This window comes from Enterobacter huaxiensis, assembly GCF_003594935.2.
Lineage (GTDB): Bacteria > Pseudomonadota > Gammaproteobacteria > Enterobacterales > Enterobacteriaceae > Enterobacter > Enterobacter huaxiensis.
In genome coordinates, this window is the sequence record NZ_CP043342.1 from 3,440,085 (window position 1) to 3,452,987 (window position 12,903).

Annotated in this window: 15 protein-coding genes; 11 read left to right on the top strand and 4 right to left on the bottom strand. The window is 53.2% G+C overall.

What is annotated here, in order from left to right; genetic code table 11:
- Positions 1-77 precede the first annotated feature (77 nt).
- The 10 genes from rsfS (at position 78) to lipA (ending at position 9,911) form a co-directional block, all read left to right on the top strand.
- On the top strand, positions 78-395 hold the full coding sequence (gene rsfS, locus D5067_RS16460; RefSeq protein WP_119935091.1) for a ribosome silencing factor: 318 nt from the start codon (positions 78-80) through the stop codon (positions 393-395).
- Between the two features lie 3 nt (positions 396-398).
- On the top strand, positions 399-866 hold the full coding sequence (rlmH, locus tag D5067_RS16465; protein WP_014069327.1) for a 23S rRNA (pseudouridine(1915)-N(3))-methyltransferase RlmH: 468 nt from the start codon (positions 399-401) through the stop codon (positions 864-866).
- 28 nt (positions 867-894) lie between these two features.
- Positions 895-2,796 (top strand): peptidoglycan DD-transpeptidase MrdA, encoded by a 1,902-nt coding sequence (gene mrdA, locus D5067_RS16470; RefSeq protein ID WP_119935092.1) that lies wholly within the window; start codon positions 895-897, stop codon positions 2,794-2,796.
- 2 nt (positions 2,797-2,798) lie between these two features.
- Entirely contained in the window at positions 2,799-3,911 is a 1,113-nt protein-coding gene (gene mrdB / locus D5067_RS16475; protein WP_119935093.1) for a peptidoglycan glycosyltransferase MrdB, read from the top strand.
- A 16-nt stretch (positions 3,912-3,927) separates the two neighbouring features.
- Positions 3,928-5,037: an endolytic peptidoglycan transglycosylase RlpA gene (gene rlpA, locus D5067_RS16480; RefSeq protein WP_119935094.1), complete on the top strand. Its 1,110-nt coding sequence runs from the start codon at positions 3,928-3,930 to the stop codon at positions 5,035-5,037.
- Positions 5,038-5,176: 139 nt separating this feature from the next.
- On the top strand, positions 5,177-6,388 hold the full coding sequence (dacA, locus tag D5067_RS16485; RefSeq protein WP_119935095.1) for a D-alanyl-D-alanine carboxypeptidase DacA: 1,212 nt from the start codon (positions 5,177-5,179) through the stop codon (positions 6,386-6,388).
- A 106-nt stretch (positions 6,389-6,494) separates the two neighbouring features.
- Positions 6,495-6,758, top strand: a complete 264-nt coding sequence (gene ybeD, locus D5067_RS16490; protein ID WP_006177135.1) for a DUF493 family protein YbeD — start codon at positions 6,495-6,497, stop codon at positions 6,756-6,758.
- A 94-nt stretch (positions 6,759-6,852) separates the two neighbouring features.
- A complete protein-coding gene (gene lipB / locus D5067_RS16495) occupies positions 6,853-7,494 on the top strand; it encodes a lipoyl(octanoyl) transferase LipB (protein ID WP_119935096.1) in 642 nt (213 codons plus the stop codon).
- 291 nt (positions 7,495-7,785) lie between these two features.
- Positions 7,786-8,739, top strand: coding sequence for a YbeF family transcriptional regulator (locus tag D5067_RS16500; protein ID WP_119935097.1), 954 nt, complete (start codon positions 7,786-7,788; stop codon positions 8,737-8,739).
- Between the two features lie 206 nt (positions 8,740-8,945).
- Positions 8,946-9,911, top strand: coding sequence for a lipoyl synthase (lipA, locus tag D5067_RS16505; RefSeq protein ID WP_119935098.1), 966 nt, complete (start codon positions 8,946-8,948; stop codon positions 9,909-9,911).
- A gap of 82 nt (positions 9,912-9,993) precedes the next feature.
- Here lipA and tatE read toward each other — a convergent pair whose 3' ends face one another.
- Together tatE and D5067_RS16515 are read right to left on the bottom strand one after the other, a co-directional pair.
- Positions 9,994-10,197 carry a twin-arginine translocase subunit TatE gene (tatE, locus tag D5067_RS16510; protein WP_014069320.1) on the bottom strand — a complete coding sequence of 68 codons (204 nt, stop codon included), beginning with the start codon at positions 10,195-10,197 and terminating at the stop codon, positions 9,994-9,996.
- Between the two features lie 127 nt (positions 10,198-10,324).
- Entirely contained in the window at positions 10,325-11,113 is a 789-nt protein-coding gene (locus D5067_RS16515) for a deaminated glutathione amidase (protein ID WP_119935099.1), read from the bottom strand.
- Between the two features lie 67 nt (positions 11,114-11,180).
- Between D5067_RS16515 and crcB the strand changes: the two genes are divergently transcribed.
- Positions 11,181-11,564, top strand: a complete 384-nt coding sequence (gene crcB / locus D5067_RS16520) for a fluoride efflux transporter CrcB (protein ID WP_119935100.1) — start codon at positions 11,181-11,183, stop codon at positions 11,562-11,564.
- A 220-nt stretch (positions 11,565-11,784) separates the two neighbouring features.
- On the opposite strand, the gene cspE is transcribed toward crcB, so the two are convergent.
- Both cspE and pagP read right to left on the bottom strand, forming a co-directional pair.
- Positions 11,785-11,994, bottom strand: a complete 210-nt coding sequence (gene cspE / locus D5067_RS16525; RefSeq protein WP_000034825.1) for a transcription antiterminator/RNA stability regulator CspE — start codon at positions 11,992-11,994, stop codon at positions 11,785-11,787.
- A gap of 190 nt (positions 11,995-12,184) precedes the next feature.
- Complete coding sequence (gene pagP / locus D5067_RS16530) at positions 12,185-12,802, bottom strand: lipid IV(A) palmitoyltransferase PagP (protein WP_162844778.1); 618 nt, start codon at positions 12,800-12,802, stop codon at positions 12,185-12,187.
- Positions 12,803-12,903 lie beyond the last annotated feature (101 nt).

Sequence of the window (12,903 nt, forward strand, 5' to 3'; positions counted from 1 at the left end):
ACACAGGCGTCAGTTCAGGTATACTGTCTGGCCACGAATTCATAGTTTTACAATCTTATTCACCCCAGGGGGAAAACTTGCAGGGTAAAGCACTCCAGGATTTTGTTATCGACAAAATTGATGACCTGAAAGGTCAGGACATCATCGCTATCGACGTTAAGGGTAAATCCAGCATCACCGATTGCATGATTATTTGCACCGGGACTTCTACTCGCCATGTTGTTTCGATTGCCAACCATGTGGTTCAGGAATCGCGCGCAGCAGGGCTGTTACCGCTTGGCGTTGAAGGCGAAGCGACTGCTGACTGGGTTGTTGTCGATCTCGGCGATGTTATTGTCCATGTCCTGCAGGAAGAGAGCCGTCGCCTGTATGAGCTGGAAAAACTCTGGGGTTAATGCGTGAAGTTGCAGCTGGTCGCTGTCGGCACCAAAATGCCGGACTGGGTACAAACCGGTTTTACTGAGTATCTGCGTCGTTTTCCGAAAGACATGCCGTTCGAACTGGTGGAGATCCCAGCAGGTAAGCGCGGCAAGAACGCGGATATCAAACGTATTCTCGAAAAAGAGGGAGAGCTGATGCTGGCTGCCGCAGGCAAAAACCGCATCGTGACCCTCGATATTCCAGGCAAGCCCTGGGATACGCCGCAGCTGGCGCACGAACTTGAGCGCTGGAAGCAGGATGGCCGCGACGTCAGTCTGTTGATTGGCGGACCAGAAGGGTTATCCCCCGCCTGCAAAGCGGCAGCAGAACAAAGTTGGTCCCTCTCCGCGCTGACGCTTCCCCACCCGCTCGTTCGGGTTCTGGTGGCAGAAAGCCTGTATCGCGCGTGGAGCATTACTACCAACCACCCATATCACCGCGAGTAGTGAATGACCAGGGTAGATTAAGCAGCGGATGAAACTACAGAATTCTTTTCGCGACTATACGGCTGAGTCCGCGCTGTTTGTGCGCCGGGCGCTCGTCGCCTTTACGGGGATTTTGCTGCTGACCGGCGTGCTGATCGCCAACCTCTATAACCTGCAAATTGTCCGCTTTACCGACTACCAGACGCGCTCAAACGAAAACCGTATCAAGCTGGTGCCTATCGCGCCAAGCCGCGGCATTATCTACGACCGTAACGGCACCCCGCTGGCGTTAAACCGCACCATCTATCAAATCGAGATGATGCCGGAGAAAGTGGATAATGTTCAGGATACGCTGGACGCGCTAAAAAACGTTGTCGATCTCAACGATGACGACATCGCTGCCTTCAAAAAGGAGCGAGCCCGCTCGCACCGCTTCACCTCTATTCCTGTGAAAACCAACCTGACGGAAGTTCAGGTTGCGCGTTTTGCGGTAAACCAGTACCGGTTCCCCGGCGTCGAAGTCAAAGGCTATAAGCGCCGCTTCTACCCTTACGGTTCCGCGCTAACGCACGTTATCGGCTACGTTTCCAAAATTAACGATAAAGACGTCGAGCGCCTTGATAAAGACGGCAAGCTGGCCAACTACGCCGCAACGCACGACATCGGTAAGCTGGGAATCGAACGCTATTATGAAGATGTCCTGCACGGGCAAACCGGCTATGAAGAGGTGGAAGTTAACAACCGCGGCCGGGTTATTCGTCAGCTGAAAGAGGTTCCGCCGCAGGCCGGTCATGACGTCTATCTGACGCTCGACCTCAAGCTGCAGCAGTACATTGAAACCCTGCTGGCCGGCAGCCGCGCCGCCGTCATTGTTACCGACCCGCGCAGCGGCGGTATTCTGGCGATGGTCTCTATGCCAAGCTACGATCCCAACCTTTTCGTGGACGGCATCTCCAGCAAAGACTATTCCGGCCTTCTCAACGACCCGAATACGCCGCTGGTGAACCGTGCCACACAGGGCGTCTACCCGCCTGCGTCCACGGTTAAACCCTACGTGGCCGTTTCTGCGCTAAGCGCGGGCGTGATCAACCGCAACACCAGCCTGTTTGACCCCGGGTGGTGGCAGCTACCGGGATCTGAAAAACGTTACCGTGACTGGAAGAAATGGGGCCATGGCCATCTGAACGTCACCAAATCACTGGAAGAATCTGCCGATACCTTCTTCTATCAGGTCGCCTATGACATGGGTATTGACCGCCTCTCGACGTGGATGAGCAAATTCGGCTACGGGCATTACACCGGTATCGATCTCGCTGAGGAACGTTCAGGCAACATGCCAACCCGCGAGTGGAAACTGAAGCGCTTTAAAAAACCGTGGTATCAGGGCGATACCATTCCGGTAGGGATCGGCCAGGGCTACTGGACCGCAACGCCGCTGCAGATGAACAAAGCGATGATGATCCTCATCAACGACGGCGTGGTGAAGGTTCCGCACCTGCTGCAAAGTACGGTTGAAGACGGGAAGAAAGTCCCGTGGATCCAGCCGCATGAAGCACCGGTGGGCGATATCCATTCCGGCTATTGGGAAATTGCCAAAGACGGCATGTACGGCGTTGCCAACCGCCCTAACGGGACGGCGCATAAATACTTCGCCGGTGCACCGTACAAAGTGGCCGCCAAGTCGGGTACCGCGCAGGTCTTTGGCCTGAAGGCGAATGAAACCTACAACGCGCATAAAATTGCTGAACGTCTGCGTGACCACAAGCTCATGACGGCGTTTGCTCCTTATGACAACCCGCAGGTTGCGGTGGCGATGATCCTCGAAAACGGCGGCGCTGGCCCGGCCGTGGGTACCATCATGCGCCAAATCCTCGACCACATTATGCTGGGTGACAACAACACCGAACTGCCTGCTGAAAACCCGGCAGCCGCTGCGGCGGAGGACCAATAATCATGACGGATAATCCGAATAAAAAATCGCTGTGGGACAAAATCCACATCGACCCAGCCATGCTGCTTATCCTGCTGGCCCTGCTGGTCTATAGCGCTCTGGTTATCTGGAGCGCCAGCGGCCAGGACATCGGCATGATGGAGCGTAAGATTGGTCAGATCGCCATGGGTCTGGTCATCATGGTGGTAATGGCGCAGATCCCGCCGCGCGTGTATGAAGGCTGGGCGCCCTATCTCTACATTTTCTGTATCGTATTGCTGGTGGCCGTTGATGCCTTTGGTGCCATCTCCAAAGGGGCCCAGCGCTGGCTAGATCTGGGGATTGTCCGCTTCCAGCCGTCAGAAATTGCGAAAATTGCCGTGCCGTTGATGGTCGCGCGCTTTATCAACCGTGACGTCTGCCCTCCTTCGCTAAAAAACACCGCTATTGCGCTGGTGCTGATTTTCCTGCCAACCCTGCTGGTCGCGGCGCAGCCTGACCTTGGCACCTCGATTCTTATCGCGCTGTCTGGCCTGTTTGTGTTGTTCTTGTCGGGCCTGAGCTGGCGTTTAATCGGCATCGCGGTTGTGCTGGTGGCGGCCTTTATTCCGATCCTCTGGTTCTTCCTGATGCATGATTACCAGCGGCAACGCGTCATGATGCTGCTCGATCCGGAAACCGATCCGCTGGGCGCGGGTTATCATATTATTCAGTCGAAAATTGCCATTGGCTCCGGGGGCCTACGCGGTAAAGGCTGGCTGCACGGAACGCAATCGCAGCTAGAATTCTTACCAGAACGCCATACCGACTTTATCTTTGCGGTACTGGCTGAAGAGTTAGGTCTGGTGGGCATCCTGATCCTGCTGGCGCTCTACGTGCTGCTGATCATGCGCGGGCTCTATATCGCCGCGCGAGCACAAACCACCTTTGGCCGCGTAATGGCGGGTGGGTTGATGTTGATTTTATTCGTTTATGTCTTCGTAAATATTGGTATGGTGAGTGGTATTCTACCGGTTGTAGGCGTGCCGCTGCCGCTTGTCAGCTACGGGGGCTCGGCACTGATCGTGTTGATGGCGGGGTTTGGTATCGTCATGTCGATCCATACCCACAGAAAAATGTTGTCAAAAAGCGTATAAAAATAAGGGGATCGCAATGCGTAAGCAGTGGCTGGGGATCTGCATCGCAGCAAGTTTACTTGCAGCCTGTACAAGTGATGATGGTCAGCAACAGGCAACCGTCGCGCCGCCGCAGCCTGCGGTCTGTAATGGTCCGATTGTTGAAATCAGCGGAGCCGACCCCGTTTATGAACCGCTGAATGCCAGCGCGAACCAGGATTATCAACGCGACGGTAAAAGCTACAAAATCGTTCAGGATCCTTCCCGTTTCAGCCAGGCGGGCTTTGCCGCTATTTATGATGCTGAGCCGGGTAGCAACCTGACGGCATCAGGCGAAACCTTCGATCCGATGCAAATTACGGCAGCGCATCCCACGCTTCCGATCCCAAGCTATGTTCGCGTCACGAACCTGGCAAACGGCCGCATGATCGTGGTACGCATTAACGACCGTGGCCCGTACGGGAACGACCGTATTATCTCCCTGTCACGCGCGGCGGCAGATCGCCTGAACACCTCGAATAACACCAAGGTGCGTATCGACCCGATTATCGTGGCGCAGGACGGGACGCTTTCCGGTCCAGGTACAGCCTGCACGACCGTGGCAAAACAGACCTATGCCCTGCCCGCGCGTCCAGACCTGAGCGGCGGCATGGGCGGTGCGTCAATGCCGGCAGAGCCTGCTCAGCCGCAGGGCGAAGTGCGCGCCATCAGCAACGATACGCTGCAAAGCGATGACAGCACTGGCGCACCGGTAAGGAGCAGCGGATTCCTTGGCGCTCCAACGACCCTGGCGTCGGGCGTGCTTGAAGGCAGCGAACCTACACCGGCGCCCGTCGTAGCTGCACCTGTGGCACAGCCTGCCCCGGTTACCGCTCCAGCCGCTACGCAAAGCGCACCGGTCACCGCACCGGCAGCAGCAAGCGGCAGCTACGTCGTTCAGGTCGGTGCCGTCAGCGATCGAGCCCGTGCGCAGCAGTACCAGCAGCGCTTGAGCCAGCAGTTTGGCGTGCCGGGCCGCGTGGAGCAAAACGGTGCCGTCTGGCGAATTCAGATGGGACCCTTTGCCGGTAAATCACAGGCTGCATCCCTGCAGCAGCGCCTGCAAAGCGAGGCGCAGCTACAGTCCTTTATCACTGTTGCAAAGTAATGAATCGGCGGTATCCGAAATGTCAATTTGTGTAAAACACATTCACAATCTCATGATTAAAGTCGGATGCCTGCCTGTATAGCATTTGCTATAGTAAGGCACTTTTTTTAATTCCATCACGGATGTCGTAGTTCTGACCATGAAGACCACTTTTTCTGCTCGTTTTGTGCAGCGCATGGCGCTGACCACGGCTCTTTGCGCAGCCGCACTCTCTGCAGCTCACGCGGATGACCTGAACATCAAGACCATGATCCCTGGCGTTCCGCAAATCGACGCGGAATCTTACATCCTGATCGACTACAACTCTGGCAAAGTTCTGGCAGAACAGAATGCCGACACCCGTCGCGACCCGGCCAGCCTGACCAAAATGATGACCAGCTACGTTATTGGCCAGGCCATGAAGGCAGGAAAGTTCAAAGAAACCGACCTGGTGACCATCGGTAACGATGCATGGGCGACCGGTAACCCGGTGTTTAAAGGTTCATCGTTGATGTTCCTGAAGCCAGGCATGCAGGTTCCCGTCTCCCAGCTGATCCGCGGTATTAACCTGCAGTCCGGTAACGATGCCTGCGTCGCCATGGCCGATTTCGCGGCGGGCAGCCAGGACGCGTTTGTTGGTCTGATGAACAGCTACGTTTCCGCACTGGGTCTGAAAAACAGCCACTTCCAGACCGTCCACGGCCTGGATGCCGACGGCCAGTATAGTTCTGCGCGTGACATGGCGCTGATCGGTCAGGCATTGATCCGCGACGTGCCGAACGAATACACCATCTACAAAGAAAAAGAGTTCACCTTCAACGGTATCCGTCAGACCAACCGTAACGGCCTGCTGTGGGATAACAGCCTGAACGTTGACGGCATTAAAACGGGTCATACCGACAAAGCCGGCTACAACCTGGTGGCCTCCGCCACTGAAGGTCAGATGCGACTCATTTCAGCCGTGATGGGTGGCCGCACCTTTAAAGGCCGTGAAACCGAGAGCAAAAAGCTGCTGACGTGGGGCTTCCGCTTCTTCGAAACCGTCAATCCACTGAAAGCAGGTAAAGAGTTTGCCTCCGAACCCGTCTGGTTTGGGGATAACGATCGTGCCTCCCTGGGCGTGGATAAAGATCTCTATCTGACCATTCCTCGTGGCCGCATGAAAGATCTGAAAGCCAGCTACGTGCTGAACACCACCGAGCTGCACGCACCGCTGCAGAAGAACCAGGTTGTGGGCACCATCAACTTCCAGCTGGATGGCAAAACCATCGACCAGCGCCCGCTCGTGGTTCTGGATGAAATTCCAGAAGGCAATTTCTTCGGCAAAATCATTGATTACATTAAATTGATGTTCCATCACTGGTTTGGCTAAAAATTGAACACTTGAAAGTGTGATTTTGATCCCCATATACTAAGTATCCTGATAACTCCCACCTGACGTGGGAGTTATTATTTTTTGACGTTACGCCGGAGCTGACATGAAAACCAAACTTAACGAACTGCTTGAATTCCCTACCTCTTTTACTTACAAAGTAATGGGTCTGGCGAAGCCTGAGCTGGTTGATCAGGTGGTTGAAGTGGTACAGCGCCATGCGCCGGGCGATTACTCTCCGTCGGTAAAACCAAGCAGCAAGGGCAACTACCACTCGGTTTCTATTACCATTACTGCGACACACATTGAGCAGGTTGAAACGCTTTACGAAGAGCTCGGCAATATCGAAATCGTTCGTATGGTGCTGTAGTCCCTTTGCGGTTACCCGGTTTGCCGGGTAACCCGCTTCCCCGCTGTGATATACTCCCCGTTACCTTTTCTCTCCTTTCTTTGGGGACATCGTTTTGTACCAGGATAAAATTATTGTCCGCCATCTCGGGCTGCAACCTTATGAGCCTGTCTCCCAGGCTATGCATGATTTCACCGATTCCCGCGATGACACCACTCCCGATGAGATCTGGCTGGTAGAGCACCTTCCGGTGTTTACTCAAGGTCAGGCAGGAAAAGCCGAGCATCTGTTGATGACGGGTGATATTCCGGTGATACAAAGCGATCGCGGTGGACAGGTTACCTATCATGGCCCGGGCCAGCAGGTGATGTACGTGCTGCTCAACCTCAAGCGCAGAAAGCTGGGAGTCCGCGAGCTCGTCACCCTGCTGGAACAAACGGTGGTAAAAACCCTTGCGGAGTTCGGCATTGACGCCCATCCGCGCGCGGATGCACCCGGCGTGTACGTAGGAGAGATGAAGATCTGTTCGCTGGGCCTGCGTATTCGTAAAGGCTGTTCATTCCACGGACTGGCGCTCAATATTAATATGGATCTTACCCCGTTCCTGCGTATCAACCCGTGCGGCTATGCTGGAATGGAAATGGCGCAAATGCGTCAGTGGGTTGAAACGGCCACGCCGGATATTATTCGCCCTGTACTTTTAAACAAGTTTTTAGCGCTGCTTAACAATCCGCCTCACGAATATATCCCTGCTTAATATATTCTGCATGATGGCTCGTTTATTTGACGAGCCATGGTTTATTTCCCGCTTTTACGCTTTACAATAATCGGCATATTCTATATTTTCGAAGCGCCCGCAAATTAGCGTTACATATTATTCACCAAGCTGATAGTACCGCCCGCGGATCTCATGTTACTTGCGTGACAATCACCCAACTGTTTGTTTTTGATAAACAAGTGAAACACACATAACACTTTACGAATCTCTGCAAGCATAATAAATAAATTCAACTATCATTCATACTATGAATGAATATGGAGTGAAAGCGTGGAGTCTACGAATTTACCAGCCAAACGTATCAATGAACCCGGTGGTGAAGATAAACCGCACGTTTTTCGGACTTTACGAAATATTGATCTCAATTTACTGACTATTTTTGAGGCAGTATATGTCCACAAGGGTATCGTTAACGCTGCGAAAATTCTTAATCTCACGCCCTCTGCAATTAGTCAGTCAATCCAAAAATTGCGCGCTATATTTCCCGACCCTTTATTTATTCGCAAAGGCCAGGGCGTAACACCAACGGCTTACGCCACGCATCTGCACGAGTATATCAGCCAGGGGCTGGAGTCGATTCTGGGCGCGCTGGATTTAACGGGCAGCTACGACAAGCAGCGAACCATCACCATCGGCACGTCTGCATCGCTGGGTGTTCTCGTCATGCCCGCCATCTATCAGGCGATAAAGCAACATGCTCCGCAGCTGTTGATACGCAACGTGATGGTGACCGAGCCCGAAACCCAGCTGGCCCAATTCCAGACGGACCTGATTATTGATACGAATAGCTTCAGCGCCCGGGCGTTGGGACAAAACGTCCTCTACGCCGACAGCCTGACGCTAGTGTGCCGCAAGCAGCATCCGGCGCTCGCCGAGCCGCTAACAATAGATAATCTGCGCCAGTACGAGCACTCCTCCTTCGTGACCGACGGTCAGGGGCTGAGTCCATTACGTCAGCGCATTGATGAGCTCTTCCCGGAACGTCAGATTAGCTTCAGCAGTTACAATATGTTTACCGTCGCGTCCCTGATTGGCAGCAGCGATATGCTCTGCGTTATGCCCGCGCGCCTGTTTAACCTGCTGCGTAAATGCTGGCCGCTCGAGTGTATTCCGCTGAGCCAACTGAATGAAGAATCCTTAGAGATTTCGCTGCATTACAACAAGCTCAGCCTCCGTGACCCGGTTCTGGAAAACGTCATCAACGTCATCCGTCAGGCCTTCTGACAGGCTCGCTCAGCACAAGTCCCTGCGGCATGCAGGGCAAAAGGCACAAAACAACAACTATTTTACAATTTGGCGACCGGGCAGGCTGCTTTATAGACCGTTTCAATGATATACTGCCTGTCGTTCGTTCAAAAATAGTTGATAAATACAACATTCCTTGAATAGAAACGCTTTCCTTCGATATTCGCAACTGGAACACGCACGCTATGAGTAAACCCATTGTGATGGAACGCGGTGTTAAATACCGCGATGCCGATAAAATGGCCCTTATCCCGGTTAAAAACGTGGCTACAGAGCGCGAGGCGCTGTTAAGAAAACCGGAATGGATGAAAATTAAACTTCCGGCAGACTCTTCGCGTATCCAGGGGATCAAAGCGGCGATGCGTAAAAACGGCCTTCACTCCGTCTGTGAAGAGGCCTCATGCCCGAACCTTGCTGAATGTTTTAACCACGGCACCGCGACCTTTATGATTCTGGGTGCAATTTGTACCCGCCGCTGCCCGTTCTGCGACGTTGCTCATGGCCGCCCTGTTGCGCCAGATGCGAACGAACCGCAGAAGCTGGCGCAGACCATCGCCGATATGGCGCTGCGTTACGTGGTCATCACCTCGGTTGACCGTGACGACCTGCGCGATGGCGGTGCTCAGCACTTCGCGGATTGTATTACCGCTATCCGTGAAAAAAGCCCGACCATCAAAATTGAGACGCTGGTTCCCGACTTCCGTGGCCGTATGGACCGCGCGCTGGACATCCTGACCGCGACGCCGCCAGACGTGTTTAACCACAACCTTGAGAACGTGCCGCGCATTTATCGCCAGGTCCGTCCAGGTGCAGACTACAACTGGTCCCTGAAGCTGCTGGAGCGTTTCAAAGAAGCACACCCGCACATTCCAACCAAATCTGGCCTGATGGTTGGCCTTGGCGAAACAAATGCCGAGATCGTTGAGGTTATGCGTGATTTACGCCGCCACGGTGTCACCATGCTGACGCTGGGCCAGTACCTGCAGCCTAGTCGCCACCACCTGCCGGTACAGCGCTATGTTAGCCCGGATGAGTTCGATGAGATGAAAGCCGAAGCGATGGCGATGGGCTTTACCCACGCGGCCTGCGGTCCGTTTGTGCGCTCTTCTTACCACGCTGATATGCAGGCAAAAGGCGAAGAAGTTAAATAATCCTGTAATATTTAATTACAGTAATGCAAAAAAAACCGGCCTCGTGAGCCGGTTTTTTTATGCAAGCCTTGCAGCAGCGCCATTATTCTTTGTGCGAAAGCTTCTCTGCGGGAACGTCATCCTCAGCGCTTTTCTTGGCGGCCGCGTCATCGTCGTTCATCGCTTTCTTAAAGCCTTTAATGGCAGCACCCAGGTCTCCCCCCAGCGTGCGTAACTTCTTGGTACCAAACAGCAGGACGACCAGTGCGGCAACCACCAGCAGTTTGGTAATACTAATCTCACCCATAGATACCTTCTTTACTTAAAACAGGCTGCAGTCAGCGCCAAAAAACCTGATTGTATTAACGGTCATTTGACGCGCGCACACAATAGCAATCTGTAACAAGGTGAATCAAGCATTGTTGAAAAAAACGTCATAATAATTGCGGTGGCGCAAACCGGCGGTTACAAAGTACGGGCAGCTGCCGACGTGCAAGCGCGATTCGCTCTGACATTATCTCCGTGAGCAGCAGCGCAGGCGTTTCAGCTGCCGCTGCCACCGTCACGCCTAACGGGTCAACCACCCTGCTCTGCCCGATATTCTTATTCCCGCACTCTCCTGCCGCCACCACGTAACAGGTGGTGTCCAGCGCGCGTGCGGCCAGCAGCGTCGACCAGTGGTGCTCTTTTAAGGGCCCTTTGACCCACGCGGCAGGCAACACCAGCACATCAGCCCCCTGGAGCGCGAGGCTCAACGCCAGCTCCGGGAAACGAATATCGTAGCAGGTCATCAGCCCAATTTTTAAGCCTTCAATCTCGATAAGCGGCGGCACCTGGTTTCCCGGATCCACCAGCCGCGACTCCTGAATGCTGAAGGCATCATAAAGATGCAGTTTTGCATAGCTTGCAATAACCGCGCCTTCGCGTATCGCCACCAGCGTATTCACCGCCCTGCCCCGCGAGGAAGGCACGTGCACCGTCAAAATAGTGGTCATTGCGTTGCCAGCGCTCTGCGCCAGCAGCGTATGCAAAAAATCGCCCTCCAGAGGCTGCGCAGATTTCACCGACAGGTCCGGGTCATTGTCATCACGCGCCAGCAGCGCTTCGGGGAGCACCAGCAGCGATGCTCCCTTTTGCCGGGCCTGTGCCATCAGGGAGGCGCATTTTCCCGCATTCTCACGCCAGTCCGGCGTCACCGCAAACTGCCCTACCGCAACATACATATTTGTTCCCCAGTCAAAAACAGCGTTACACTCGATGCTCTTACACATCAAATAGCAGGTATTTAGAGTGTTACAACTACTTTTAGCCGTTTTTATTGGTGGGGGAACGGGTAGCGTGGCGCGGTGGTTCTTAAGCATGCGGTTTAATCCCTTGCATCAGGCCATTCCAATGGGGACGCTGGCAGCAAACCTGATCGGCGCATTTATCATCGGGATGGGGCTGGCCTGGTTTAACCGCATGACGCATATCGACCCAATGTGGAAGCTGCTGATTACCACGGGGTTCTGCGGCGGGTTAACCACTTTTTCTACCTTCTCAGCCGAAGTCGTCTTTCTGATTCAGGAAGGCCGCGTTGGCTGGGCATTGACGAATGTCGCCGTTAACATGCTCGGCTCATTTGCGATGACGGGGATCGCATTTTGGCTATTTTCGTCCGCCAGCGCGCACTGACTCTCGCCGCGTTAATGTTAGCTTAATTTTTCTCTGTCACGCTGAGTGCAATATTGAGCGAGGGTGACAGTATGAAAGAGAGTTTACTGAGCGCAGGAATGGTGTTGCTGAGCGTATTGATCGTGGCCAGCTTCCTGAAAATGTACCTGCTGGGTTGATTCAAAGCGAAAAAAAACCCGCTCAATGAGCGGGTTTTGAAATTCTTGCTGACGCGTCTGAATTACAGAGCGATTACGTTAGCAGCAGAAGGGCCTTTGGCACCGTTAGTGATTTCAAACTCAACGCGCTGACCTTCAGCCAGGGTTTTGAAACCATTGGTCTGGATTGCAGAGAAGTGTACGAACACGTCTTTGCTGCCATCTTCAGGAGTAATGAAACCGAATCCTTTGGACTCATTAAACCACTTAACGTTACCTTTAATCTTAGACATCAAAATTACCTTTACATTAAAAAACGACACAAATGCTGTGTCGGGTATCAGTACATCAATTACGGGACCTTTTGTCCAGCGGATATTTGATAAAAAGTGACAAAAGTCGCGTTAATTTTTGCTGGCCGATTTTTATCCTTTATGATTCAACGGCAGTACGTTTTTTCGCCGCTCCGTAAGGTTTTTTCAGTTAAAACTGAAAGCGCATCCAGGCAAAGTAAACGTTACCGTTGTTATAGGTTCCCGGGATATAGGTCATCTGGAATGTCGCAGGACCATAGCCAATGGAGGCCAGAGGCAACAGAACGGGTACCGGAATGTACTTCCAGTTATCGCGCGCCGTAAAGCCTGCCGTGTAGCCCAGACCCAGACGGAAGTTATCATCCGCTAAGGGACGCCAGGTCTTCTCCCACCCGTAGCCGCCAATCGGCTCCCACTTGTTGTAAGAGTCCTTAAACGCCATCAGATACAGGCCGTGCCAGTTGCCTTTTTCATCCCAGCGGGATTGGCCAAAACCCGCCCCCCATGGGCGCTCGTTGTATCGGTCCGTCTTTTCTTTGTCATAGGCAAAACGCGCATGCCATGTTATTGCCGGAACGTAGAGGTCGTAATGTTCTGGCTCATTCCAGGTTTGCGCGACGTTATCCTTAAACGTTGAGAACCACCCTTTATCCGTCGCATTGTCTTCGGCATTGACAACAGAAGAGAACGTTAACTGCCCAAAAATAAACAACAAAATCAGGAAAAATTTATTACGTACGATCACAATGCAATTACCATTCTCAGTATTTGGGGCAAATTTTATCATAGAATAGTTGAATGAAGACTTAACAACATCAGCGGTATTCCTAATTAGTCACGCTCGATCTGGGAATATTCTGATAGTCGCTTTCCTGCATACCTGAATAA